The organism is uncultured Modestobacter sp., assembly GCF_947486615.1.
Lineage (GTDB): Bacteria > Actinomycetota > Actinomycetes > Mycobacteriales > Geodermatophilaceae > Modestobacter.
Genome location: NZ_CANKUD010000003.1, coordinates 55,128 through 79,107, shown reverse-complemented (window position 1 = coordinate 79,107; position 23,980 = coordinate 55,128). Strand labels below are relative to the sequence as shown.

Below are 23,980 nucleotides of genomic sequence, written 5' to 3'. Positions count from 1 at the left end.
CGGGTGGGCGCGGGTCAGCCGCCGGCGTGGCGGGCGGCGTCGGCGACGGCCAGCGAGCGGTCCAGGTAGACGGCGTTGCCGCACAGCAACCCGTGCAGCTCTCGGAACAACCGGTCGAGCACCGCGACCGGATCGGCCTGGTGCCGGGTGTGCTGCGGGTCCCGGGCGGCCATCTCGGCCAGCCCCTCGGCCGCCTCCGCCAGCGTCGGCCACAGGTGGCCCCACTGCCAGAACTCGTACGTCGCCGGGTGCACCTGCGCCAGCGGCGGCATGCCCAGCAGCCCGATCCCGTCGACGCCGGGCCGGTCGGCCGGCTGGCCGAGGCCGAGCAGCAGCGACTGCACCCGGTGGGTGCGGGCGAACTCGGCGGCCTCCGCCGAGCCGGGGGACAGCTCCACCACCAGGCCGCGCTCGACCAGGGTGTCCAGCACCGTGTCGCTGTCGGTCATCCCGGCCTCCAGCGCCGCCTCGCGCAGCGCCGAGCGGGTCCACGGCTCCTCGTGCACCCGCTCGGGGAGCCCGTGCGCCAGCCGCCAGACGTCGGCGCTGGCCTGGTCGGGCAGCAGCGGGCTGTCCCAGCCCAGCCGCACCACCCAGTAGGCCGGCGGCTCGCCGCGGTGCTGGTGGAAGGGGCCCATCGGGTGGCCGAGGGGGAAGACCAGCGGCTCGGTGAACATCAGCTGACCGCCCAGGTGTCCAGGTGCACCGCGTTCGGCGTGAGCAGCCGGTGCAGGTCGCCCAGCAGCGAGCCCAGCAGCGCCTCCGGGTCGGTGGCGGTGGTGTCGGTGATCCCGACCCGGGCGGCGGTGGCGGCGGCGCCCTCGCAGGCGTGCCAGAGGCTGGTCTCCATGTGCGCCCACTCGAACAGGTCGTAGGCGGCGGCCGACAGCACGGCCAGCGGGCGGCCGGGCAGGCCGACGGAGTAGGCGTCGGGGGCCTCGGCGCTGTTGCCCAGCCCGAGCACCAGCGGCACCATCCGCACCCGGTCGGCGAGCGCCCGGGCCGACGGCGTGCCGGGCGCGGCGAGCGCGACGAGCCCCTGCTCGGCCAGCTCGGTCAGCCGGCGGCCGCAGTCGGGCAGCCCGACCGAGGCGGCCTGGTCGGCCAGGGCGTCGGGTGTCCAGGGGCGGGCCACGTGGTCGGCGGGGCCGTGCGCCATCGCCCAGACGCCGAACTCGGCGGAGGTGAGGCTGTGCAGGGCCGCGCCGACCCGGACGTCGAACTGGTCCACGACCGCGCGCACGCCGATCAGCTGCCCGATCGGGTAGACCTGCAGCGGGGGCGAGTCGCTGGTCATCGGGCGGAGCCTAACTGCACGGACGAGGTGACTCAGCCGGGACGGCGGTGACCGCCGGTGACCGCCGGGGTCAGCGGATCGTGCGGATCTGGGTGCTGGTGGTGGACAGCGGCGCCCAGGCGTCGGGGTGGGGCTGTCCGGCGTCGGCCACCCAGGGGGTGGTGCGCGGGCCCGTCGTCCCGGTGCGGGTCGCCGGCCGCGCGCTGAGGCGCACGATCAGGGAGAGCAGCACGAACAGCCCTCCGCACACACCGGCGATGACCAAGAGCGTCGAGAGCATGCACTGGAAGTTAGTGGGGAGGACCGGTCCGTGTTCGGACCTGCGCCGGGCAGAAGTCACCGAAGCTGGGGCCGGTAGTCCGGGGAGTCTGACAGTTGACGAGTCGACTCGTCGACCTCCGGAGCGAGATGTGCCAGGGTCAGAGCTGCTCGGGGTCGACCAGGTCGGCCAGCACGCGGGTCAGCAGCCCGTCCGGGACGGCGGCCGGGTCGGGCAGCGCCTCCACCGCCAGCCCGTGGGTGAGGGCGATCAGCACCACGGTGAGCGACTCGGCGTCCCACCCGGTGCGCACCGGGTGGTCGGCGAGGAAGCGCTGCACCACCTCGGCGATCCGGGCCCGCAGGTCGCGGCGCGAAGCGACGAAGGTGCGGCGCACCTCCGGGTCGCGGACGGCGCGCTGCCAGAACTCCAGGAACAGCAGTTGCCAGGTGGTGTCCCGGGCGGTGAGCTGGGCGCCCACGGCGGCCAGTGCGCCGGGCAGGTCGGTGGTGGCGCGCAGGGCCGCCTCGACCTCCTCGACCCGCCGGGCGACCTCGGCGTCCATCAGGGCCAGGAACAGCTCGTCCTTGCTGCCGAAGCTGGAGTAGACGGCGCCCTTGGTGAACCCCGCGGCCGCCGCGACCTGGTCCAGGCTGGCGGCGGCGAAGCCGCGCTCGGCGAAGACCTGGCCGGCGGCGTGCAGCACCCGGGCGCGCACCTCGTCCTTGCGTGGCCGGGGTGTGCGCGGGGTCGCACCCGGGGGGCTCGTGCTGGTCACAGCAGAAGAGCATACTGGCCGGTATCCAATACCCCTGAGTATCGAGGAGGCCGGGATGGCCGGCGCACATGGACTGCACGAGGCGCCCCGGCGAGAGCTGCTGCCCGGGGTCACCCGCCGGGCCGCCGTCCTGGTCGTCGGGGTGCTGCTGCTCCAGCTGGGCTTCGTGCTCAGCTACGTCGGGGCGTTCCACGCACCCACCCCGCGCGAGGTGCCGCTGGCCGTCGTCGCGCCGGACGGCGCACCGGCCGGGACGGCGGAGTCCGTCGTCACGCAGCTGAACGGGCTGGACGGCGACCCGCTGGACGCCCGGGTGGCCGGCGACGCGGCCGACGCCACCGAGCTGCTGCGCGACCGCGAGGTCGACGGCGTGCTGCTGCTCGGCACCGGAACCGAGGACACCCTGCAGGTCGCCGGCGCCGAGGGCGGTGCGGTGAGCTCGGCGCTGGAGCAGGTGCTGACCGCCGCCGACGCCGCCCAGCAGCGCACGCTCACCACCGACGACGTGCTGCCCGCCGCCGAGGGCGACGCCCGCGGCCTGTCGGCCTTCTACCTTGCCGTCGGCTGGGTGGTCGGCGGCTACCTGGTCGCCTCGATCATCGGCGTCAGCGCCGGCTCCCGGCCGCTCACCCGGGGCCGCGGCGCCGTCCGGCTCTTGGCGCTGGCGGTCTACGCCGTCGTCTCCGGCGTTGGTGGCGCACTGATCACCGGGCCGGTGCTCGACGTCTTCGACGGGCACCTGCTCGCCCTGTCGGCGTTCGGTGCGCTGCTGGTCTTCGCCGTCGGCGCCTTCACCATGGCGTTGCAGGTCTGGACCGGGCTGCTCGGCATCGGCCTGGCGATCCTGCTGTTCGTCGTCCTGGGCAACCCCAGCGCCGGTGGCGCGTACCCGGCGCCGCTGCTGCCGCCGTTCTGGGCGGCGATCGGGCCGTGGTTGCCGCCGGGCGCCGGCACCGACGCCGTCCGCGGCATCGTCTACTTCGGCGGCGCCGGGGCCGGGCAGGCCTGCCTGGTGCTCGCGGCCTACGCCGTCGTCGGCCTGGCCGCCACCCTCGCCGGCTCCGGCCGCCACACTCCCGCCGCCCCCGAGCCCGCCGCGGCCCCCACCCCAGCCTGACCCGAGCCAGGCCCCAGGGGCTTCCTGTACCGAAAGCCCCAGGCTTTCGGTACAGAAAGCCCGTCAGAGGTCGAGGGGGAGGCCGGTGTAGTTCTCCGCGAGCTCGCGGGCGGCGGTCTCGGACGTGCAGAGCCGGCGCAACTGGGACAGCTGCAGCTCGGCGTCCAGGTCGTCGCCGGAGCGGTGGAACGTCGAGGTCATCCACCAGGAGAAGTGGGTGGACCGCCACACCCGGGCCAGTGCCCGGTCGGAGTAACTGTCGGCCAGGTCGCTCCGCCCCTCGGCGAGCAGCCGCACCAGGGCCTGGGCGAGCAGCGTGACGTCGGCGACGGCGAGGTTCAGCCCCTTCGCCCCGGTGGGCGGCACGATGTGCGCGGCGTCCCCGGCGAGGAAGAGCCGGCCGTGCCGCATCGGTGCGCTGACGAACGAGCGCATCGGCAGGATCGACTTCTCGGTGACCGGACCGGTCTGCAGTTCCCAGCCGTCCAGGGCGAACCGGGTCGACAGCCCGTCCCAGATCCGGTCGTCGGACCAGTCCTCGATCCGCTTGTCCGGGTCGACCTGCAGGTAGAGCCGGGAGACCGACGGCGAGCGCATGGACAGCAGGGCGAAGCCGTCGGGGTGCCAGGCGTAGACCAGCTCGTCCTCGCTCGGTGCGACGTCGGCCAGGATGCCCAGCCAGGCGTAGGGATAGGTGCGCTCCCACGTGCGGCCCCCGGCCGCTGCGACCAGCGGTCGAGAGACCCCGTGGAAGCCGTCGGTGCCGGCGACCACGTCGCACTCGAGCACCTGGGCCACGCCGTCGGCGTCGGTGAACCGGATCCGCGGGGAGTCGGTGTCGACGTCCTCGGGTGTCACGTCGGAGACGTCGAACAGCAGCGGCGGGCCGTCGTCCAGCTGGGCGGCGATGAGGTCCTTGGTGACCTCGGTCTGGCCGTAGACCCACACCCGGCGACCGCACAGCGACGGGAAGTCCAGGTGGTGGCGGACGCCGGGGTGCTGCAGGTGGATGCCGTCGTGCGGCAGGCCCTCCCGCTGCAGCCGGTCGCCGACGCCGGCGTCGGTGAGCGTCTGCACGGTGTGCTGCTCCAGGATGCCGGCCCGGATCCGGGCCTCGACGTACTCCCGCGAGCGGTTCTCCAGCACGACCGTGTCGATGCCCTGCAGCTGCAGCAGCCGGGACAGCAGCAGCCCGGCCGGCCCCGCTCCGATGATCCCCACCTGGGTGCGCACGGTCGGAGTGTGACCCGGGCTCCCTGCCTCCGGCGACCTGCTGCTCCCGCTGGGCAGAAGCCGTCAGCGGAACTGCTCGCTGCCGCGCAGCGCCCGCCCGATGCCCCGGGCGGCCACCTGGAGCACCGGGGCCAGCCGCCCGACGTCCCGGCGGTGCGCGGGGACGACGACGCCCAGGGCCGCCACGACGACCGGGCCGGACGGTCGGTCGACGGTCACCGGGACGGCCACCGACGCCGCGCCCAGGGACATCTCCTCGGCGGTGCGCGCCAGGCCGCGGCGGCGAACCTCGGCCAGCTCGCGGGCGAGCAGCCGGCGGTCGACCACGGTGTGCCGGGTCTCCCGGCTGGGCTGGGTGAGCGCCTGCTCCACCACGTCGTCCGGGGCCGAGGCCAGCAGCACCTTGCCCACGCCGGTGGCGTGCAGCGGGAGGCGGCTGCCCACCTGGCTGACCACCGGCACCGACTCGCGGCCGGAGATCCGCTCCACGTACAGCGCCTTGGTGCCCTCGCGCACGGCCAGGTGCACGGTCTCCCTGGTGGCGGTGTGCACGTCGAGCAGGAAGGGGCTGGCCACCTGGCGCAGCTCCAGCTGCACCGGCGCGAGCAGGCCGAGGTCCCAGAGCTTGCGGCCGATCTCGTAGCGGCCGTCGGACCGGCGGGCGAGCGCGCCCCAGGCGGCCAGCTCGGCGAGCAGCCGGTGCGCGGTGGTCAACGGCGTGCCCGAGCGCTCGGCCACCTGGGAGAGCGTGAGCCGGGGGTGCTCGGCGTCGAACGCGTCGAGCACCCCGAGCGCGCGTGAGGTGACCGACCGGCCGCCTGCTCCTGCTCCACCGGCCACGTCGCCGTCCTTCCCCTCAGCGGAAGTCCCCGCTTGGGCACGGTAGCCCGGGGTCCTACGGTCCGGAGCATGACGGGGGACACATCTCGCGCGCCGCGGTCCACGGCGACGAGCGCGCTGCTGCCGCCGGGCTACGTCCGCGAGCCCGCGGCGAGCCGCACGCCGGTCGCCTTCGCCGGTTACCGGAGCACCGCGCTGCGCGCGCCGCTGCGCACCCCGGTCGACCTCCCGCACCGGCTCACCGAGGTCACCGGCCCGGTGCTCGGCGAGGACCGGGTGACCGCCGCCGACGCCGACCTGACGCTGCGCGCGGGCGGCGAGGCGCAGGGTCAGCGGGTCTTCGTGCACGGCCGGGTGCTGGACAGCGACGGCCGGCCGGTGCCGCACGCGCTGGTCGAGGTGTGGCAGGCCAACGCCGCGGGTCGCTACCGGCACGTGGTGGACAACTGGCCGGCGCCGCTGGACCCGCACTTCGACGGGCTGGGCCGGGTGGTCACCGACAGCCTGGGCCGGTACGAGTTCACCACCGTCAAGCCCGGCGCCTACCCGTGGGGCAACCACCACAACGCCTGGCGCCCGGCACACATCCACTTCAGCCTCTTCGGGCAGGCGTTCACCCAGCGGCTGGTCACCCAGATGTACTTCCCGGACGACCCGCTGTTCGGGCAGGACCCGATCTTCAACGCCATCCCGCCGGCGGCGCGGTACCGGGCGATCAGCCGCTTCGACCTGGAGCGCACGCAGGCCGACTGGGCGCTGGCCTACCAGTGGGACATCGTGCTGCGCGGCCGCGACCAGACCCCGTTCGAGACCGACGACGACGGGGACCTGGCGTGAGCAGCGACCGAGGAACAGATCGAGGAGCGGGCATCGAGCACCCGTCGCCGCTGGTCCGGACGGCGGACGAGACCAACGACCGCCGTCCCGGCACCCCCCGGCGTGGCAGCGGTGCCCTGGACGGGCCGTTCCGGTTGGGCACCACCCCGAGCTCCACGGTGGGCCCCTACCTCGCCATCGGGCTGACCTGGGACGACGGACCGTACGCCGTCCCGGCAGGCACCGAGGGCGCCGTCTGGCTGCGCGGGCGGGTGTTCGACGGCAACGGCGACCTGGTGCCCGACGCGATGATCGAGACCTGGCAGGCCGACCCCGACGGGCAGTTCGACCACCCCGACGCCCCGGCCGGCGAGCGCCGGTTCCCCGGCTTCCGCGGGCTGGGCCGGTCGCACACCGTCGAGCCGCACGGCGAGTTCGGGGTGCTGACCCTCAAGCCCGGCCGGGTGCCCGACGGCGCGGGCGGCTGGCAGGCGCCGCACGTCGACGTCTCGGTGTTCGCCCGCGGCCTGCTCGACCGCCTGGTCACCCGGGTCTACTTCGCCGACGAGGCGGCGGCCAACGCCGAGGACGCCGTGCTGCGCAGCCTCCCCGACGACGCCTCCCGCGCGACGCTGATCGCCGACCCCACCGAGGACGGCTACCGGCTGGACATCCGCCTGCAGGGGGACCGCGAGACCGTCTTCTTCGCGGTCTGAGCGGCGCGACCGACAGGATGGCCCGGTGATCCTCGACGCGACGTTCGCCCGCGGCCCCGTGCCGGCCGGGGACGCCTGGCTGGTGGCCCTGCTGGAGGTGGAGGGCGCCCTGGCCCGGGCCGCCGCCCGGGTGGGCCTGGTGGCCGGTGCGGCGGCCGAGGAGGTCAGCCGGGCCTGCGCCGACCCGGCCCGCCTCGACCTGGCCACCGTGCACCGGCACGCCGGGGACGCCGGCAACCCCGTGCCGCCGCTGGTGCGCGCGCTGCGCGACGCGGTCGGCCCGCACGCGGCCCGGGCGGTGCACCCCGGCGCCACCAGCCAGGACGTCGTGGACACCGCGGCGATGCTGCTGGCCCGCCGCGGCCTGCAGCTGATCGACCAGGCGCTGGCCGAGTCGGCGTCGACCTGCGCCCGGCTGGCCACCGAGCACCGGGACGACGTGCTGATCGGCCGCACGCTGCTGCAGCAGGCGCTGCCGGTGACGGTGGGGCTCAAGACCGCCACCTGGCTGGCCGGCCTGGACGGCGTCCGCAGCCGGATCGCCGCGGTGTCGGCCGGGCTGCCGGTGCAGTTCGGCGGGGCGGTCGGCACGCTGGCCGCCAGCTCCGGCTCCGGGGTCGACCTGCGCCGCGAACTGGCCGCCGAGCTCGGCCTGAGGAGCACCGACGTCCCCTGGTCCACCGTCCGGCTGCCGATCGCCGACGTCGCCGGGGTGCTCGGCGCGGCCGCCGGGGTGGTGGCGACCATCGCCCTGGACGTCGTCCTGCTGGCGCAGACCGAGGTCGCCGAGGTGACCGAGGTGGCCGAGGGGCGCGGCGGCTCGTCGGCGATGCCGCACAAGGCCAACCCGGTGGCGGCGATCTCGGCCCGGGCCTGTGCCCGGCGGGCGCCCGGGATGGTGGCCACGCTGTTCGCCGCGATGGAGCAGGAGCACGAGCGCGGTGCGGGTACCTGGCACGTGGAGTGGCCCACGCTCACCGACCTGCTGGGCACGGTGGGCTCGGCGGCCGCGTGGCTGACCGAGTGCCTGGCCTCGCTGCGGCTGGATCCCGACCGGATGGCCGCCACCGTCGCCGCGGCGGGCGACGCGCAGCTGGCCGGAGCGCTGGCCGATGCGCTCACCCCGGCGCTGGGGGCGGACGCGGCGCACGACGCGGCGGCCGCCGCCGTCCGGGAGGCCGCCGCCGCGGGCCGCCCGCTGGCCGACGTCGTGCTCGAGCGTGCTGACGTCGACGGGGCGGCGCTGGTCGCCGACAGCGCCCCCGACACCGGGGAGGCCGGCGCCCAGACCGACGCCGCGCTCGCCGCCCACACCATCGCCGTCCAGGGAGGACACCCGTGACCGCTGTCGAGGTGCACGCCGTCGTCGAGGGGCCGGCCGACGCGCCGGTGCTGCTGCTGTCGAACTCGCTGGGCTCGGACCTGTCCATGTGGGACCCGCAGCTGCCCGCACTGGCGCAGCGGTTCCGGGTGGTGCGCTACGACACCCGGGGCCACGGCCGGTCGCCTGCCGTGCCCGGCGACGCCACCATCGACGACCTGACCGACGACGTGGTGGCCCTGCTGGACCGGCTCGGGGTCGAGCGGGCGCACGTCGCCGGGCTCTCCATCGGCGGGATGACCGGGCTGCGGCTGGCGGTGCGCGAGCCGCACCGGGTGGCCAGCCTGGCCGTGCTGTGCAGCTCGGCGCACACCGGCAACGCCGAGGCCTGGCGCGAGCGGGCGCACACCGCACGCACCCGGGGCACCGCGGTGCTGGCCGAGACGGTCGTCGGGCGGTGGCTCACCCCGCCGTACGCCGCCGCCCACCCCGACCTGGTGGCCCGGCTGCGGGCGATGATCGCCGCCGCCGACGACGAGGGATACGCCGGCTGCTGCGCCGCGATCGAGCGGATGGACCAGCGCCCCGACCTGGGCGCGATCACCGTGCCCACGCTGGTCGTCTCCGGCGCCGAGGACCAGGCGGTGCCGCCGGAGCACCAGCGGCTGATCGCCGACGGCGTCCCCGGGGCCAGGTTCCTCAGCCTCAGTCCGGCCGCGCACCTGGCCAACCTGGAACAGCCCGAGCAGGTCACCCGGGCGCTCATCGCCCACGCGACCGGAGGCACCGCATGACCGAGCCAGGGCAGACCGGGCCGCTGGAGACCGACGAGCAGCGCCGGGCCGCCGGGATGCGGGTCCGCCGCGAGGTGCTCGGCGACGCGCACGTCGACCGGGCGGTCGCGGCGGTCACCCCGCTGACCGCGGACTTCCAGGACTTCATCACCCGGGTCGCCTGGGGCGACCTGTGGCAGCGGCCGGAGCTGGACCGCCGGGAGCGCAGCATGCTCACCCTGGCCATCACCGCCTCGCTGCGGCACTGGGACGAGTTCGCGCTGCACGTGCGGGCCGCGGTGCGCAACGGCCTGACCGACGCCGAGATCGCCGAGGTCTGCCTGCACACCGCCGTCTACGCCGGGGTGCCGGCGGCCAACCACGCGCTCGCGGTGGCCCGGCCGATCCTGGCCGAGCTGCGCGCCGAGGGCTGAGCCGGCGCTCAGCCGGCGGGGAGGGTGACCGGGAAGGTCAGCCGTCCGTCCCCGAGGTCGATCGTCACGTCGGCGTCGGCGGTCACCGACCCGCTGACGACGAGGTCGGCACCGGTCAGGTCGGCCGGCACGTCGAAGGCGATCAGCACGCGGTCGGCGGCGTCGTCGAGGTCGACCGGCCGGACGACGGTGCCGTCGTCCAGCCGCAGCGACAGCAGCTCCAGCGGCACGGCCCCGGGCTGCAGCCCGGGGACGGCGAGGGTGACCCCGACGACCAGCAGTGCGCGGTCCGGGCCGGCGGGCCGGTCGGCGCCGTCCGGGCCGGCGAACCACTGCAGCGAGCCGCCGGAGACGGTGACGGTGAGGTCGAACTCGGCCGACACCCGGCCCGGTGCGCTGAGCGTGCCGGGCAGCCGGCGGCTGTCGTCCAGGCCCAGCTGCCGGTTCGTCCGGGCCAGCACCTGCAGGTTGCCCGCGCCGGGCGCCCCGGTGAGCAGGGACAGCCGCTGCTCCACGCCGTCGTCGACGACGACGAGGTCGGCCGCGGCGGCGTCCGCGGGCACCGAGACGACCGCCTCGACGGTGGTGCCCGGCGCGACCACCGAGGCCGGGACGGCGACCGGCGCCGCCCCCTCGGCCTGGTAGGTCAGCACCGGCGGCGTCGCGGACCGGCCCTCCCCGCCGCCGATCTCGTAGGTGACGGCGAGGAAGCGCTCACCCTCGGCGGGGCGCCGGGCGGCGTCGCCGGTGCCGATCCGGTCGGGGGCGGCGAGCCCCGTCACGGTCACGGCGGCGGCCGGGCCGGCGAGCCGGCTCGGCCCGGCCGGGGCGGTGTAGTCGACGCCCGGGAAGGGCCCCAGCGCGGAGAACCCGGGCTCGGCGCGGGCCGGCGGCGGCACCTGCAGCCCACCCGAGCCCTCGGGCGGGCTGCCGCCGTCCGGCCGGCGGAGCAGGTCGGGGTCGGCGAGCTGCTCGGGGGAGGGGTCGACGGGCAGGGCGGCGACGGCCAGCCGGACATCGCCGCCGGCCGGCCTGGCGGTCAGTGGGAACCGCAGCCAGCTGCGCGCCGGGTCGCCGTCGACGAAGAGCGCCGGGCCGCAGAGCAGCGTGGGCTGCACGTCGTCGCTCTCGGCGCCGACCCGCTCGAACCAGCAGCGGCCGTCCTCGGCCAGCACGCCGCCCCGGCCGGACACGTAGCCCGCCAGCTGCCGGTCGGCCTCGGCGAGGGTGACCGCGGGGTCGACGACGAAGTCCCCGCCGAACCGGATCGGGTCCTCCCGCAGCGACAGGACGACGAACAGCGCGGCCCCGCCGAGCAGCACCAGGACCAGCGCCGCCAGGGTCAGCACCGGGCCGCGGGAGCGTCGCCGCCGTCCGGCCGGCACCGGGTCGGGCGCCACGGTGGGCAGCACCGCCGGGCCCCGCTCGCCGTGCTGGTCCACTCGTCCGCCTCCTCCTGGTGCCCCGGTCCACCGCCCCGGGGACGGGTCGGCCGCGCGGAACGTAGCCGACCGGCAGGCCCGGGGGCACGCACCACGCTCGCCCGGGGCCACCCGCACGGGTGAGCGGTTCCTTGCCTGTCGGTTCGACAGCGACTACACCGGGTAGGGGAGATGGGCTGACCACACCCCGTCGAGGAGCACCGCCCCTGCCGCGTCGCAGTGCTCGAGCGCAGGAGGCGTACGACCGCGTGACCGCAGTGCCCGACGAGCCCTCGCAGCGCCCGCTGCGGGTGGCCACCGTGCCGAACGCCGGCGCCTACGTGGACGCCGTGCTGCCGGAGACCGCCCTGCGGGTGGGCCCGGCCGGCTCGCCCAGCCCGTGGCTGGACCCCGAGTACCTCACCGCGCACGCCGGGGAGATCGACGTGCTGCACCTGCACGGCGACCACGACTCGCTCACCGTCCCGGAGATGGACGCCTGGACCATGGCCGTGCGGCGCACCGGCGTCCCGCTGGTGGTCACGGTGCACCACCTGGACACGCTGGAGGGTGCGGACACCGGCACCCACCCCGGTGCGGCGCGCACCCGGCACCGGGCACACCTGCGGGCGCTGCTGGCCACCGCCGAGGTGGTGCTCACCCTCACCCCGGGCGCGGCCGACGAGATCGCCGATCGCTTCGGCCGGACGGCGATCGTGGCCGCCCACCCGTCGCTGGCCGAGCCGACCCCGGGCATCGGCCGGGAGACGCGGTCGGTCGGGCTGCACCTGGGCCGGCTGGGCCCGGACGTGCCCGAGCCGCTGGAGCTCGTTCGGGCCACGCTGTCCGGCGCGCTCTCCGGCGGCGGACGGCTGCGGGTGGACGTGCACCCCGACGTCGACCTGGCCGCCCGCCTCCCCGAGCTGACGGAGCTCGCCGACGCCGGTGACCTGGACCTGGCCCGCAGCTGGCCCGGCGACCCGGCCGCCTGGGTGCGGCACCTGCAGGAGCTGCACGTCTCCGTCCTCGGCCGCCGCACCGGCTCCCACTCGGGCTGGGTGGAGCTGTGCCGGGACGCCGGCACCCGGCTCGTCGTCCCGGCCGGTGGCTGGCACGCCCAGCAGTGGTCCGACGTGGTGCTCTACGGCAACGACCCGCAGCACGGGCTGGACGCCGCCTCGCTCACCTCGGCCGTGGTCGCCGCGCTGACCCGCCCCGCACCGGCCCGGGTCGACCGCGGCTGGCGGGCCGAGCAGCGCGCCGCGGTGCGCCGGGTGCACGCCCAGGTCTACGAGCAGGTGGCCGCCGACTCCGCGGTGGCCTGACGCTCAGCCGACGTCGGCCTGGCTGGCGTGCGGCAGCCGCACCGTGAACGCGGTGCGCCCCGGCTCGCTGGCCAGCTCGACGGTGCCGCCGTGCGCGGTGACGACGGCGTGCACGATGGCCAGGCCGAGGCCGGTGCTGCCCGCCGTCCGGGAGCGGGAGGCGTCGCCGCGGGCGAACCGCTCGAAGACGTGCGCCTGCAGGGCGGCCGGCACGCCCGGCCCGTCGTCGACGACCTGCAGCACCGCCCAGCCTTCCTCGGCCCGCAGCCGGGTGGTGGCCGTGGTGCCCGCCGGGGTGTGGCTGCGCACGTTGGCCAGCAGGTTGGCCAGCACCTGGTGCAGCCGGTCGGCGTCGCCGGGCGCCAGCACCGGCTCGTCGGGCAGGTCGACCTGCCAGTGGTGGCCGGGTCCGGCGACGTGGGCGTCGCTGACGGTGTCCACGACCAGGGCGGTCAGGTCGACCTCGGCCATCGCCAGCTCCCGGCCGGCGTCCAGCCGGGCCAGCAGCAGCAGCTCCTCGACCAGCGAGGACATCCGCAGCGCCTCGGACTCGACCCGGCCCATCGCGCGGCCGACGTCGGCGGAGACCTCTCCTCCCTGCCGGCGGACCAGCTCGGCGTAGCCGCGGATCGAGGCCAGCGGGGTGCGCAGCTCGTGGCTGGCGTCGGCGACGAACTGCCGGACCCGGGTCTCGGACTCCTGGCGGGCGGCCAGCGAGCCCTCCACGTGGTCCAGCATCCGGTTCAGCGCCGTGCCGACCTGGCCGACCTCGGTGCCCGGGTCGGTGTCCTCGGGCGGGACGCGCTCGGCCAGCCGCACCTCGCCGGTGGCCAGCGGCAGCTCCGACACCCGGGTCGCGGTGGCCGCGACCCGGTCCAGCGGGCGCAGCGTGCGCCGGATGACGAGCATGGCGGCCAGCGCGGCGGCGACCAGGGCCAGCAGGCCGACGAGCAGCTCGACGGCGACCAGCCGGCGGACGGCGTCGGCGGTGCCGCGCAACGGCAGGCCGGAGACGAGCACCTCGCCGCCGGGCAGCTCGGTGGCCACCAGCCGGTAGTCGCCGAGGTCAGCGCCCAGGTCCCGGGTCACCGGCTCGCCGTCCGGGGTCAGCGCGTCCAGCACCTCGTCCTGGGCGGCACTGAGCTCGACGACGTCCCCCTTCGCGCCGATCACGCCCGAGACCGTGCACCCGGCCGTGACGATCTTGGCGCCCAGCGTGCCCTCGCCCTGACCTCGAGCGTCGAGGAAGCCCGGGCCGTCCGCCGCGGCACAGGGGTCGGTGTCCACCTCGGCCGGCGGGCTCGGCGCGGGGCCGTCGCCGGGCTTGGGGGAGTAGTCCTTGGACCGGCTGAAGGTGGCGGCCAGCCGGTCATCGACCTGGTCGACCAGCTGCTCGCGCAGCGCGGTGACCGAGACGACGCCCACCAGGGCCAGCACCGCGACCAGCGGGACGACGAACGCGACCAGCAGCCGCGTGCGCAGCGAACGGCGGGACCGGGTGGGGCCGCGGCTCACCGCGGGTGGGCAGACGTCATGCGGCGGGCTTGATCACGTACCCGGCGCCCCGGAGCGTGTGGATCATCGGGGCCCGGCCGGCGTCGATCTTGCGGCGCAGGTAGGAGATGTACAGCTCGACGATGTTGCCCTGGCCGCCGAAGTCGTACTGCCACACCCGGTCGAGGATCTGCGCCTTGGACAGCACCCGCTTGGGGTTGCGCATCAGGTAGCGCAGCAGCTCGAACTCGGTGGCGGTGAGCCGGATGTCGTCGCCGCCCCGGGTGACCTCGTGGCTCTCCTCGTCCAGGCTCAGGTCGCCGACCACCAGCAGCCCGTCGTCGGCGACGACCCGGCTGGTCCGGCGCAGCAGGCCGCGCAGCCGGGCGGCGACCTCCTCCAGGCTGAAGGGCTTGGTGACGTAGTCGTCGCCACCGGCGGTGAGGCCGGCGATCCGGTCCTCCAGCGCGTCCTTGGCGGTGAGGAAGACGACCGGCACGAGCGGGGTGTTCGCGCGCAGCCGGCGCAGCACCTCCAAGCCGTCCATGTCCGGCAGCATGACATCCAGGACGACGGCGTCCGGGCGGAACTCGCGGGCGACGCGGACCGCGTCGGTGCCGTCGTGCGCGGTGCGCACGTCCCAGCCCTCGTAGCGCAGCGCCATGGACAGCAGCTCGCAGATCGAGGGCTCGTCGTCGACGACGAGCACCCGCAGGGCGCTGCCGTCGCGGCGGGTCAGCTGGGCCCGGGAGCCGGACGTGGGGGAGGCGGTCGTCGTCATGAGCCGACTGTGGGCCGCGATCCTGAGAGTTCCCTGTGCTCAGCACGGGAAGTCGCTGTGTCCCACCCAGGCGGGTGACCGGACCAGCAGGGAGGAGATGAGGGTGAGAGGTTGAACGATACAGGTCGCTTCGCGGGTTCGCGCGAGTTGCCAGACATTAAGAACCGCAGATTCCAGAGGTTTTCTTGGGTCCTCGTCGGGGGGTCTGGCAGGATCGCCAGCGCCCCCTGAGTGTCCACTGGCGCCTTGTGTGGACCTCGGGGGGCGGGACGGATGACCATTCACGACAGGACGATAAAGGGCATCCGTCCCTAACTGGGCCGTTGTTGTCAGACATTAAATGGATACAGAAAAAGGCGCCACCCCGACCGCCATGTTCGGGGGTGGCGCCTTTGTGTCGATCCCTTTATGCAGCCATGGTGGAATGGTTGTCGGGACGGCGCTTCTGTCGGAATGAACGCTGCATTGCCTGATTGGTCTCTGCCACCGCGAGCGCGATGATGACGCCGATCCGCTCGATCCCCAAGGTGTTGAACACATTGCCGTCGATGCCGCCGGTGTGGTCGGCGCGCAGTTGCGAGTGCCACTGCTCGTTGAGCGAGCGGGCATAGGAGTACAGCGTCTGGTGGTCCGTGCTCCCGAACAGGTGGCGACCGTACTGCTTGAACTGCTTGTCCGTCAGCAGGACCGGCGAGGTCGTCTTCGCGCAGACGTAGGGCAGGTTGTCCAAGCGAGGCGGGCGCGGGACGGTGGGCGTTCCAGCGTCCAGTTCCAGGCTCGCCGGAACGAGCGGGCAGCGACACTGCATGGCGGCAGCCGGGCACTGGGCTTGGATGCGCATCCCTACCCCTGCCTCGGAGCCCGTCCTGGGACGGCCGCGACCGCCTTGCCGGGCGACCTCGGGCCGGCCATTGGTCGGCATCCGACCGGCGAGGAGTTGCTTCTCGCGCTGCTCGTGTTCAAGTCGCTCGGCCTTCGATGCGTTTGCGGGGAGCGGGTCGAACGCGGTCAGGGTCACGGAGTCGAAGCCGGGACAGATGAGCACCCCGTTGAAGAGGGTGGGCCCTGTGTCCGTCACGACTGCGGTTGGTGACTCGTTCGCGGTGGTGTCGGTCGCCTGCGACGGGCGGCTGATGACGCTGCGACGGCCGAGACGCTCGTCGTAGTCCTGGACGAGGTAGTAGCCGCGGTCGACGAGCGCCTTGTTGAGGCCGTCCTTGCGAGTGAAGCCCATGTCGGCGATGGCGTAGTGGCTCTTGCCGCGGCCGTTCCAGGGCCGGAGGAGGCCGGAGCGTTGGGCCTCGTCGACGGCGAGGAGGGTCTCCGCGGTGCTCCCGCCGGTGGGCTTGCCGAGGCTCATCCCGACCACGACGGTGGGGATGCGCTTCTGGCCGGGACGGTGGGTCGCCATGACGAACGTGGCGCCGTGTCCCCAGCGAGGAGTGTCCTTGTCCCCCTTTTGCCACCAGCCTGCGTCGGGGTTGCCGGCGTGCAGCCGGTTGGCGCTGGTGCCGGTGTTGCCGAGTGTCTTGGCGACCTGGATGACGACCTCGTCGAACATGATGTCGCCTCGGTGGGGAGCCATGGCGTCGCGATCGACGCTAGCGGCGATCAGGGTGTTGATCAGGAGGTCGTGTCGGTCCTTCTTGGTCTGCAGGACCGCCAGGTCCTCCTCGGTGAGCGTCTGCACTCGCTGCTTGAGGGTGCCGTTGGTCTTCTTCCCGGTGCGGTCGTGAGGGCTCCACCGGATCGTGGAGAACATCCGGTCGAGGGACCGGGTGAGCCGTGCGTACTCCGACTGCTGGGCCCTCAGTGCCTCCCGAGGCCACGTCGCCTCCACGTCGTCGGCGTAGGACATCAGCCAGCGCTGGCGCGCCGGGTCGATGGTGCTCTCGAGCCCGAGGCTCACCGCCTGCTCGCGGTCGAGTTGGAACCAGAGCAACTGGAGCAGAGAGGCCCAACTGATCGGCTGGCGCGTAACGATCAGCAGGTACAGGCCGATGAGGAGAGCGCGGATGGGATAGGCGCCGGTTCCGGACGACGTCGTGCGCTCGTCGTCCTCCGTCAGCCACTCGTCCAAGAGGGCGACGCAACCGGAACGGTCGATGAGTGCGGCGGCGTACGAGAGGGTCGGGGTCAAGATGTTGAGCCGCGCCTGCGGTGGGCGGATCATCGCCAGGTCCCCCTGACGTACTCGAGGATGTCCTGCGGCTTGGGCAGCGTGACGAAACGGGCCAGGTCCTGTGCGGTGTGACCGCCAGGGTTGAGGTCGGCGAGATAACAGACGACGCCGAAGGGGATCGGCTGGGCCAGCAGGTCGACGATGTATCGGTTCCGGGCCGCGATCAGGTCGAACTTCGCATGAGGCGCGTGCTTGACGACCGTTTCGAAGAGGCGGTTGATGAGGTTCTGGCGCGCCTTGGTGGGACGGACGAGAAACTCCTCCGGCTCGCGGTCGGCACGCAGGATCCGCTCGGTCACGTACGGGCCGATGGGCACGTCACGGGCGACGCCGTGCTGGCTCGTCACCCGCATGCGTCCTTCGCCGTGCGGGAGGAGGTAGAGGTCGTCCCGGCGCGCCCGGCCCACCTCGTCCCGACGCATGCCGACGCCGAAGGTGAGATCGGCCAGCATGGTCACGTCCGTGCGGAGGGGCTGCTTGAGGCGAGCAGCGTTGTCGAGGACTCGACCCCATGCCTGCTTGTCAGCCGGCGCGCCGGCCACCCCGCGGGGGGCGTCGATCCGCTCGGAGAGGTGCGGGGCGTGCCCGGTGTGCCGAGCCACGAAGCGCACCTGCGAGGCGTAGTCCCCCTGCGAACGGGGACTGACCCCGCGGGCCTCCAGTGACTCCTTCCGCCAGCGCTTGATCACGGCTTCGGACAAGGCGTGCGCGGGGTCGAACACGCGGGTCACGTTGTAGTCGTAGGTGACGAGATCGGTGAGCGAACGGATCAGGTCCAGGTCGCGCCCGGTCGTCTTGAAAGGGGTAGCGGCGACCAGGCCGATCAGGTCCTCGCGGGCGGACGCGGACAGTCGGTGTCCCTGCACAGGGGTGAAGGCCCGCAGGGCTGTGGTGCGCTCCGGTGCCTGGATGTGCGGCAGGTGAGGTGAGCGGTCCGCCTGGGCGATCTGGGTCGGGGACGGGGTGAGGGCCCGCGCCAGTGCTCGTGCCTTGGGCATCAGCGGTTCACCGGCCCGCCGGTGAGCGCGGTTGCGCGGGGCAAGCGGGCGGCAGCGTGGGCAAGGTGGCGTGCTGGCAGCGTGCCTGTCGTCTTGTCACTCCTCGGGGCGGGCGCCCAGAGTCGTGGCGCGGGGTCGTGTAGCGAATACGCTACACGAATCCGCGGCGTGTCGGCTAGCGGTTCGGACGTGTCCGGACGGTTCTTCGTGGTCATGGGCGGTGCCATCGGCAGCCCAGAAGCGCCACTCGCCCAAACTGGGCCACCCGATCAGGTGACTTTCGATCCCGAACGGGTGATCCGGGGGGCGACTGGCCGGCGAGTCGCCAGGCGACGGACACCTCCGGGCCTGCCCGAGGGGTGGAACCGATCGCAGGCGATGCGTCCGTGCTGTGGGCATGGTGGTCCATGTCAGTAGCCCACTCTGTGATCCACCCATTGCTACAGTGACGCAATCCCCAGCCTCTGAGTCGCGCAGTCGCAGGGAGTCCTGGTCGGCGAAAAGAAACTTGTCCCCGGGCATCCAGTCATCGCCAGACGCGCCGATGCCACAACGGTGACTCTCGAATCTTCCACACACTGGCCCAGTCGGGCGCTGGCTCAGGTGTTGCCCCGAGGCCTGCCGGTCGGCACGCTCATCACCATTCTCATGTCACCGCAGGGGGGCATCCAGTACGGCCCTTGGTCGACACTGGTCGGCCAAGTCTGCCTGGACACGATCGACCTGTGTCGACCGGTCGTCTACACATACGCAGAAGCGCCATACGTCTACGGCCCCCTTGACGGAATCTACGACCTCACCGACATGTACCTGCACGTTCTCGACGTTCCCGAAGTCGACGAACACGGCGTGCCTGCTCCGCTCTATCGCGGCGTTGCCGGACGAGTCGATGGTGTCGACAGCACGCTCGGCGCATTGCGAGGGGGCTTGGAGGAGCACGAAGCGCAGTACGGGCCGGCGCTGGCCGTCTTGGACAATGCCGAGGGTGCGCATCCATACGCACGAGCCGCCCGCGTCGCGGGCGGCGGGAGTCACGAGCACGGTGCAGTTCCGTCGGCGGAAGCCCACCGATCGCTTGCCCGGTCGTGGGCGGCGGAGTTGCGGGACTTCGCTACGGCTCGGCTGGAGGCCCCCACTGTCGCAGTGTGGGTGGCCGACAGCAAGGACGACCCGGGTCCGCGCGCTCTGGCTGAAGCGTCGACGGTGGTCATCACGGCCGCCCATGTGCCCGGACGACGCGAAGTACCCGTGCGCGTCCACCACCGGGCAGACCTGATGACCCCCTGGGGGCCTCCCGTCGTGGCATCCCTTCCACGCTTCGACTGGGGCTTCATGACCAACAGGGGTGAGGAGGCCCCCTTCGAGCGGGACGAGGTCAGGCTCCCGACCCGTGGCCTGGACTGGGTGGTCGACCTGGGCGGGTCCGCCGACTCGGCTCAGCCCACGGCCAAGCCCACTGCGGAGGCGGCAGCGTGAACATCCACGACGACCTGCGGTCGATCGGCCTGGACTTCTCCCCCGACGGTGAGACAGTCAGAGTCTCGGAACGGTGCCAAGCGCCGTTGTTCGGCCGTAGCGGGTGGCGCCCGTTCAACCTGACCATGACCACGCGAGACCTGCAGCGCATAGGTGCCCTGCTGCTGGAAGAAGGTGGACGAGGTCACTTCCCAGTGGCCGGATGGGTCACGACAGCGGATGAATCCATCGAGGAGACCACGCGCCTGTCCGTACTGAAAGACCCCTGGGGCGACGCCTGGTACCTCAGTGTGACGCATTGGCATGAGAGCGCCGCCCATTCCGCGAGATGGATGGAGACCAGCGACATCGGCTACATCCCGTCGTCGGCGGTCCGGCATCTCGGGCTGGTCCGCCACATGTGGCGGGGTGGGCTTCGTCCGCTCGACCTGGCCCCGCTGTGTCTCAACGCAGGATTAGGAGTGGAGGAGGCGATCAATCTGGCAGCCTCCCGAGCGGTCGACGACGTTCGCCAGCGGCTGGCAGTGCTGTGCTCACTGCGCGCCGGGGAACGTGGCTGACGGCGATGAGCGGCTTGGCAGGACGACCTGAGTCGGCGGTAGCGGCGGCTCGAGCGTCAGCCGGCTTGCGGCTGGAGGGTTTGTTGTCGAGTCCACCGTCGCGGTTTCGTCGACCGGCGCGGCTTGGCAACCCGCACGTGTGGCGGGATAGTAGAACCAATCATTGAGGATTTCGACCAATAAGACGCCCGTGATGTGTCGACATCGGATCGCGATGAATGGCCATCTAAAATGGACGTTGCCGATCATCGTGGAGTGGCGAACGTCGCGGATTGATGGCTCTCGTGGAGGTTCCGCCAGCGCAGGATCGTTAACGGCAGCGGCCGCCCATGGACACCCCGTACTGGGCCAGCCAGGTCACCGGGTTGACCGCCCCGGCGTGTAGTCCGTCGGTGTTGACCTGGAAGTGCAGGTGAGGGCCGGTCGACTGGCCTCGGTTGCCGACCTCAGCGATCAGTTGCCCGGCAGAGACCCGTTCGCCGGCCGTCACGAAGAAGTCGTCGATGTGTCCATAGACGCTGACGGAGCCGTCGTCGTGCTGGATGTACACGGCGAGGCCATAGCCGGTTGCGCTGCCCGCCCGAATCACTCGGCCGGCCACCGGTGCGTAGATCGGTGTGCCGATCGGCGCAGCGATGTCCAGGCCCTTGTGCATGACACCCCAGCGTGTCTCGAAGCAGGTGCTGAACTGACCGCTGGTCGGGGCGACCCCTGAACCGATGACTACAGGTGTCCGGACGCCGTTGGCGGGCGTGCTGCTCGACGAGACCGGGGCCGGGGCCTGTCGCGCACGGGCGGCAGCCTCCGCGGCAGCCTGCGTTGCCGCGGCTGCCCGAGCCTGCTCGGCCGCCCGCTGTCTCGACTGCTCGTCCTGCCACGCCTGGTAGGCGTTTCGCTGTCCCTGCAGCGCCAGGAGCGCGACCTCTGCCTCCTGCAACTGCTGCTGATAGGCGCTCATCTGGGCACTTGCGGTCTGCATGGCCGACTGGAAGACGGCCATCTGGGCCTCGGCCTCAGTCTTCGACTCCTCAGCCTCTGCGGCCGCGGCCTGGTGCTCCGTGACAGTGGCGCGCGCCATTGCATCCGCATCGGCCTGGCGAGCCTCGGCGACGCGAAGTCCCTCCAGGGTGTCGGTGCGCTGGTCGCCCAGCAGGCGCAGGGTGGCTGCTCGGTCCAGGAGTTCCGTCGGACCGTCGGCGCTGACGAGCGCTGCGAGGCTGTTGATCGAGTCGCTGCGCATGTAGCTCTCGCGACCGAGTGTCGCGACGTCGGCTTGAGCCGTCGTCACCTCCGCTTGTGCGAGTCGTAGTGCGTCGGCTGCGGCGGCTGCAGCGGCGGTTGCCTCATCGAGTCGCCCTTCGGCTTCGCGGTAGGCGTCGTTCGCAGCCTCCACCACCAAGCCGGCCCGCTGGAGATCCGTCTCCGCCACGGCGACCAGTGCGGAGATCCTCCCGACCTCGGCCGCCGCGGCATCCTGTGCTGAGCGGGCGGCGGACAGGCTGGCGTCGCTGGGATTCGCCGGTGCGGCGACAGCGGGAGCCTGGGGCAGGGTGAGCAAGATGGCGATGGCCGCCGTGAGGCCAAGGGTCATCGCGGACCCCCGTCGTGCCGCGCTGCGTCCTCGTGCCCACCCGAACATGTCGCTCCCTCGTGCACTGCTGCCGTTGTCCTACATTCCCTAGTAGGAACGGCAGGCGCACGAGTTCCTTGAACGCTCCGGCCGACCAAAAGGTCGGGTGGGCGCGCCCCAGTCGTCGAGAGGTCGACCACCCTCCTAAGCTGATTCGTAGAAACCCGCCTGATGCGGGCCGACGGCCTTGCCGGCTGCATGCAGGGCGACGAGGAGGGTGCGTGACGATCCGGTGCCTACTGCAAGCGCGCCGACGGGGCCGTGCAGCGCTGCGCGACCCGCGGCGAGGGGTGTCACGGTGAGCAGCCACCTCACTCGCAGGCACGCTCTTGGGGTGCTCGGCTTGGCTGGTCTCGGCGTCTTGATCGGCTGCTCGAGTCCTCCGGACGGGAACGCGGCCGACGAAGGGGGGTCGGGGGAGTTCGACTTCACCGGCAGCACCCCGCTCGGTCAGGTCATCCCAGAGGCGGAACGGCGGTCAGCGCCCTCCTTCGCCGGGGAGTTGTTGGACGAGTCCGAGTTCGACTCGGCTTCGCTGGCGGGCTACATAACAGTTCTGAACTTCTGGGGCTCGTGGTGTGCGCCCTGCCGGCTGGAGATGCCCGAGTTCCAGACCGTCTACGGTGAGGTCAAGGACGAGAACGTCCAGTTCCTGGGGGTCGACGTCAAAGACCAACGTCAACTCGCGCAGGCCTTCGTCGACTCGATCGGCGTCGAGTACCCGTCGATGTTCGACCCTCGCGGCGAGGTCGCCCTGGCGTTTCGTGGTTTCCCGGCCAACGTCGTCCCGACGACGATCGTGCTCGACCGGTCGGGACGCGTGGCCGCGGTGTACATCGCGACCGTGTCTGAGGCCGACCTTCGAGCTGCCCTGGACACACTGCTCGCTGAGGGGGACTCGGAGTGACCGCGCGAGGCGACCGCCGGCCACCTGCTGGATCGGCCGGCACGGGAGCATCGCAGGCTGGTGGAGTGCCGGGCTGGCTGACCGTTGCGCAGGGCACAGGCCGCGTGCCCTTCTCCCGCGCACGCGTCTGGCGGGCGCTGGCCGTCCTGCAGCCCTACTGCGCAGTCTGCGACGTGTCTTATGTCGTCGACGGCTCCGGAACGTCGCAGGGAACTGAGTTCCGCTGCGTTCCCGGACGTCTCGATGGCCAGCAGCCACCCAGCGGTGCACCCCGTGGTCGGGTAGTCGAGTGGGAGCCTGAGCACCGGGTCGCAACCCGGCTGGAGCTCACCCCAGAGGTATGGGTCACGACCATCGACCTGGCGGACGCTCCGGACAGCGGCACGGACGTGACCATCACGCTCACACACGAGCCACTGGCCGGCGGCCTGTTGCAGCGCCGCCGTCAGCGCAAGGTCGTCCGAAAGGTCGCTCAGGACACGGTCGAGTCCGAACTGGCAAAGGTGCCTGAGCACATCCAGCAAGCCGAGCGGGCGCCCGACGACACGGCGACCCCGTCAGCCTGACCGACGGTCACACCGCCCTCATCTGACACGCGCTGCGGACAGCCGGACGTTGTTCGCCTGCAGGCCAGCGGCACACCCGCGTCCCGACGGTGGTGGGGGCTCGGCTGTTGGCAACGGTGGGGGACGGCCGGTAGCCGGTCGGCTGACACGCCGGCTACTAGCTTCCTTAGGGGATGGGTCGACTTCTCGTAGCCTCGTCAGCGCTCACGGTGACGGATGAGGAGGGCGCATGAGTCGACAGCCGCTGGCTGCGAGGGCACGCCCGCGAAGGCGGCGGACCGGCCCACCAGTGGGTCGCCGGGGTTCCCTCCTCCTCACCGCCCTCGCGCTGGGGGCTGTGGTGGCGGGCCTGTGGGAGGGCGGCTACGGGCTCGGCACGCCCCTAGCGCACGCGCACGAGCCGGCCAGCATCGCGCCCTACGAGGGCTCGGCCATCGAGGCGCCCACCGAGCCTGACGCCCGGTTGCAGATCAACGAAGCAGAGGTCGCTGAGCGCCTCGATCAACTGGCCGCCAGCCGCGCCGCTCGAGAGGAAGCAGCCCGCCCCAAGGCCGTGCTCCCCGTCAACGGACGTTTGACCAGTTCTTATGGCGCCCGCTGGGGGACGACCCACTACGGCCTCGACTTCGCCGCCCCCATGCTCACGCCCGAGTACGCCGCGGCCGACGGGGTGGTGCTGCGGGCTGGCTCGGCCAGCGGTTTCGGGCTGGCCGTCTACATCCTCCATGACAACGGGGACGTCACCGTCTACGGGCACATGGAGAAGATCCTCGTCAAGAAGGGCCAGTACGTGGACGCCGGCGAGACGATCGCACTGCTGGGCAACCGCGGTCAGTCGACGGGGCCTCACTTGCACTTCGAGGTCTTCGAGGGTGGCCTCGATGGCAGCCGCGTGGATCCGAGGGCCTGGCTTGCCGAGCGCGGGGTCTATATCTAGGGCATGTGCGTTGACGGCGGCCCAGGGCGAGGCCGGCAGCCAATGAGCGGCCTGCGGGCTCGGTCCGGTCTGCTCGCGGTGACGCTGGCCGCTGTGACCAGTGCCTGCGCAGCCAACGG

24 protein-coding genes are annotated in these 23,980 nt (G+C 72.9%); 12 read left to right on the top strand and 12 right to left on the bottom strand.

Annotated elements, in window-relative coordinates; genetic code table 11:
• Positions 1-14: 14 nt before the first annotated feature.
• The 4 genes from Q1A09_RS06565 to Q1A09_RS06550 form a co-directional block, all read right to left on the bottom strand.
• Positions 15-677: a hypothetical protein gene (locus tag Q1A09_RS06565; RefSeq protein WP_299952737.1), complete on the bottom strand. Its 663-nt coding sequence runs from the start codon at positions 675-677 to the stop codon at positions 15-17.
• Positions 677-1,297 (bottom strand): hypothetical protein, encoded by a 621-nt coding sequence (locus tag Q1A09_RS06560; RefSeq protein WP_299952735.1) that lies wholly within the window; start codon positions 1,295-1,297, stop codon positions 677-679. Before Q1A09_RS06560 ends, Q1A09_RS06565 begins: the two co-directional genes overlap by 1 nt.
• Positions 1,298-1,367: 70 nt before the next feature.
• On the bottom strand, positions 1,368-1,577 hold the full coding sequence (locus Q1A09_RS06555; protein WP_299952733.1) for a hypothetical protein: 210 nt from the start codon (positions 1,575-1,577) through the stop codon (positions 1,368-1,370).
• Between the two features lie 139 nt (positions 1,578-1,716).
• On the bottom strand, positions 1,717-2,334 hold the full coding sequence (locus Q1A09_RS06550; protein ID WP_299952731.1) for a TetR/AcrR family transcriptional regulator: 618 nt from the start codon (positions 2,332-2,334) through the stop codon (positions 1,717-1,719).
• Positions 2,335-2,389: 55 nt separating this feature from the next.
• On the opposite strand from Q1A09_RS06550, the gene Q1A09_RS06545 reads away from it, so the two are divergent.
• Positions 2,390-3,451 (top strand): DUF3533 domain-containing protein, encoded by a 1,062-nt coding sequence (locus Q1A09_RS06545; protein WP_299952729.1) that lies wholly within the window; start codon positions 2,390-2,392, stop codon positions 3,449-3,451.
• 63 nt (positions 3,452-3,514) lie between these two features.
• Here Q1A09_RS06545 and Q1A09_RS06540 read toward each other — a convergent pair whose 3' ends face one another.
• Positions 3,515-4,684, bottom strand: a complete 1,170-nt coding sequence (locus Q1A09_RS06540; protein ID WP_299952727.1) for a 4-hydroxybenzoate 3-monooxygenase — start codon at positions 4,682-4,684, stop codon at positions 3,515-3,517.
• 63 nt (positions 4,685-4,747) lie between these two features.
• Positions 4,748-5,524 (bottom strand): IclR family transcriptional regulator, encoded by a 777-nt coding sequence (locus Q1A09_RS06535; protein WP_299952725.1) that lies wholly within the window; start codon positions 5,522-5,524, stop codon positions 4,748-4,750.
• A 69-nt stretch (positions 5,525-5,593) separates the two neighbouring features.
• On the opposite strand from Q1A09_RS06535, the gene pcaH reads away from it, so the two are divergent.
• Genes pcaH through pcaC form a run of 5 tightly spaced genes read left to right on the top strand, consistent with a single transcriptional unit; the run spans position 5,594 to position 9,584 of the window.
• Complete coding sequence (gene pcaH / locus Q1A09_RS06530) at positions 5,594-6,361, top strand: protocatechuate 3,4-dioxygenase subunit beta (protein WP_299952723.1); 768 nt, start codon at positions 5,594-5,596, stop codon at positions 6,359-6,361.
• Complete coding sequence (gene pcaG, locus Q1A09_RS06525) at positions 6,358-7,056, top strand: protocatechuate 3,4-dioxygenase subunit alpha (RefSeq protein ID WP_299952721.1); 699 nt, start codon at positions 6,358-6,360, stop codon at positions 7,054-7,056. Before pcaH ends, pcaG begins: the two co-directional genes overlap by 4 nt.
• Before the next feature lie 25 nt (positions 7,057-7,081).
• Positions 7,082-8,398 (top strand): lyase family protein, encoded by a 1,317-nt coding sequence (locus Q1A09_RS06520; protein WP_299952719.1) that lies wholly within the window; start codon positions 7,082-7,084, stop codon positions 8,396-8,398.
• Entirely contained in the window at positions 8,395-9,171 is a 777-nt protein-coding gene (pcaD, locus tag Q1A09_RS06515) for a 3-oxoadipate enol-lactonase (RefSeq protein WP_299952717.1), read from the top strand. Before Q1A09_RS06520 ends, pcaD begins: the two co-directional genes overlap by 4 nt.
• The gene (pcaC, locus tag Q1A09_RS06510; RefSeq protein ID WP_299952715.1) at positions 9,168-9,584 is read left to right on the top strand and encodes a 4-carboxymuconolactone decarboxylase; all 417 of its coding nucleotides are present in this window, start codon (positions 9,168-9,170) and stop codon (positions 9,582-9,584) included. Before pcaD ends, pcaC begins: the two co-directional genes overlap by 4 nt.
• Positions 9,585-9,592: 8 nt before the next feature.
• On the opposite strand, the gene Q1A09_RS06505 is transcribed toward pcaC, so the two are convergent.
• Positions 9,593-11,026 (bottom strand): hypothetical protein, encoded by a 1,434-nt coding sequence (locus tag Q1A09_RS06505; protein WP_299952713.1) that lies wholly within the window; start codon positions 11,024-11,026, stop codon positions 9,593-9,595.
• A 248-nt stretch (positions 11,027-11,274) separates the two neighbouring features.
• Here Q1A09_RS06505 and Q1A09_RS06500 point away from each other — a divergent pair, with 248 nt between their 5' ends.
• Entirely contained in the window at positions 11,275-12,330 is a 1,056-nt protein-coding gene (locus Q1A09_RS06500) for a glycosyltransferase (RefSeq protein ID WP_299952711.1), read from the top strand.
• 3 nt (positions 12,331-12,333) lie between these two features.
• Here the strand turns inward: Q1A09_RS06500 and Q1A09_RS06495 are convergent, their stop codons facing one another.
• From Q1A09_RS06495 to Q1A09_RS06480, 4 genes are all read right to left on the bottom strand, one after another.
• Positions 12,334-13,845, bottom strand: a complete 1,512-nt coding sequence (locus tag Q1A09_RS06495; RefSeq protein WP_299952709.1) for a cell wall metabolism sensor histidine kinase WalK — start codon at positions 13,843-13,845, stop codon at positions 12,334-12,336.
• Positions 13,846-13,861: 16 nt separating this feature from the next.
• Positions 13,862-14,605: a response regulator transcription factor gene (locus tag Q1A09_RS06490; RefSeq protein WP_299952706.1), complete on the bottom strand. Its 744-nt coding sequence runs from the start codon at positions 14,603-14,605 to the stop codon at positions 13,862-13,864.
• Positions 14,606-15,011: 406 nt separating this feature from the next.
• Entirely contained in the window at positions 15,012-16,778 is a 1,767-nt protein-coding gene (locus Q1A09_RS06485) for a hypothetical protein (RefSeq protein WP_299952704.1), read from the bottom strand.
• Positions 16,775-17,785, bottom strand: a complete 1,011-nt coding sequence (locus Q1A09_RS06480) for a hypothetical protein (protein WP_299952703.1) — start codon at positions 17,783-17,785, stop codon at positions 16,775-16,777. Before Q1A09_RS06480 ends, Q1A09_RS06485 begins: the two co-directional genes overlap by 4 nt.
• 603 nt (positions 17,786-18,388) lie before the next feature.
• Between Q1A09_RS06480 and Q1A09_RS06475 the strand changes: the two genes are divergently transcribed.
• Both Q1A09_RS06475 and Q1A09_RS06470 read left to right on the top strand, forming a co-directional pair.
• Positions 18,389-19,261 (top strand): hypothetical protein, encoded by an 873-nt coding sequence (locus Q1A09_RS06475; RefSeq protein ID WP_299952701.1) that lies wholly within the window; start codon positions 18,389-18,391, stop codon positions 19,259-19,261.
• Entirely contained in the window at positions 19,258-19,821 is a 564-nt protein-coding gene (locus Q1A09_RS06470) for a hypothetical protein (protein ID WP_299952699.1), read from the top strand. Before Q1A09_RS06475 ends, Q1A09_RS06470 begins: the two co-directional genes overlap by 4 nt.
• Positions 19,822-20,131: 310 nt before the next feature.
• Here the strand turns inward: Q1A09_RS06470 and Q1A09_RS06465 are convergent, their stop codons facing one another.
• The gene (locus Q1A09_RS06465; protein WP_299952697.1) at positions 20,132-21,412 is read right to left on the bottom strand and encodes a M23 family metallopeptidase; all 1,281 of its coding nucleotides are present in this window, start codon (positions 21,410-21,412) and stop codon (positions 20,132-20,134) included.
• Positions 21,413-21,749: 337 nt separating this feature from the next.
• Here Q1A09_RS06465 and Q1A09_RS06460 point away from each other — a divergent pair, with 337 nt between their 5' ends.
• The 3 genes from Q1A09_RS06460 (at position 21,750) to Q1A09_RS06450 (ending at position 23,861) form a co-directional block, all read left to right on the top strand.
• Positions 21,750-22,358, top strand: a complete 609-nt coding sequence (locus Q1A09_RS06460; protein ID WP_299952696.1) for a TlpA disulfide reductase family protein — start codon at positions 21,750-21,752, stop codon at positions 22,356-22,358.
• Positions 22,359-22,423: 65 nt separating this feature from the next.
• The gene (locus Q1A09_RS06455; protein WP_299952694.1) at positions 22,424-22,924 is read left to right on the top strand and encodes an SRPBCC domain-containing protein; all 501 of its coding nucleotides are present in this window, start codon (positions 22,424-22,426) and stop codon (positions 22,922-22,924) included.
• Positions 22,925-23,261: 337 nt separating this feature from the next.
• Positions 23,262-23,861 (top strand): M23 family metallopeptidase, encoded by a 600-nt coding sequence (locus tag Q1A09_RS06450; protein ID WP_299952693.1) that lies wholly within the window; start codon positions 23,262-23,264, stop codon positions 23,859-23,861.
• Positions 23,862-23,980: the final 119 nt, after the last annotated feature.

Excerpts from the sequence above, each read along its gene's own strand:
- Q1A09_RS06565 (WP_299952737.1), bottom strand. The coding sequence starts at position 677 with ATGTTCACCGAGCCGCTGGTCTTCCCCCTCGGCCACCCGATGGGCCCC.
- pcaH (WP_299952723.1), top strand. The coding sequence starts at position 5,594 with ATGACGGGGGACACATCTCGCGCGCCGCGGTCCACGGCGACGAGCGCG.
- Q1A09_RS06545 (WP_299952729.1), top strand. The coding sequence starts at position 2,390 with ATGGCCGGCGCACATGGACTGCACGAGGCGCCCCGGCGAGAGCTGCTG.
- Q1A09_RS06485 (WP_299952704.1), bottom strand. The coding sequence starts at position 16,778 with ATGATCCGCCCACCGCAGGCGCGGCTCAACATCTTGACCCCGACCCTC.
- Q1A09_RS06555 (WP_299952733.1), bottom strand. The coding sequence starts at position 1,577 with ATGCTCTCGACGCTCTTGGTCATCGCCGGTGTGTGCGGAGGGCTGTTC.
- Q1A09_RS06490 (WP_299952706.1), bottom strand. The coding sequence starts at position 14,605 with ATGACGACGACCGCCTCCCCCACGTCCGGCTCCCGGGCCCAGCTGACC.
- Q1A09_RS06480 (WP_299952703.1), bottom strand. The coding sequence starts at position 17,785 with ATGCCCAAGGCACGAGCACTGGCGCGGGCCCTCACCCCGTCCCCGACC.
- Q1A09_RS06560 (WP_299952735.1), bottom strand. The coding sequence starts at position 1,297 with ATGACCAGCGACTCGCCCCCGCTGCAGGTCTACCCGATCGGGCAGCTG.
- Q1A09_RS06465 (WP_299952697.1), bottom strand. The coding sequence starts at position 21,412 with ATGACCCTTGGCCTCACGGCGGCCATCGCCATCTTGCTCACCCTGCCC.
- pcaC (WP_299952715.1), top strand. The coding sequence starts at position 9,168 with ATGACCGAGCCAGGGCAGACCGGGCCGCTGGAGACCGACGAGCAGCGC.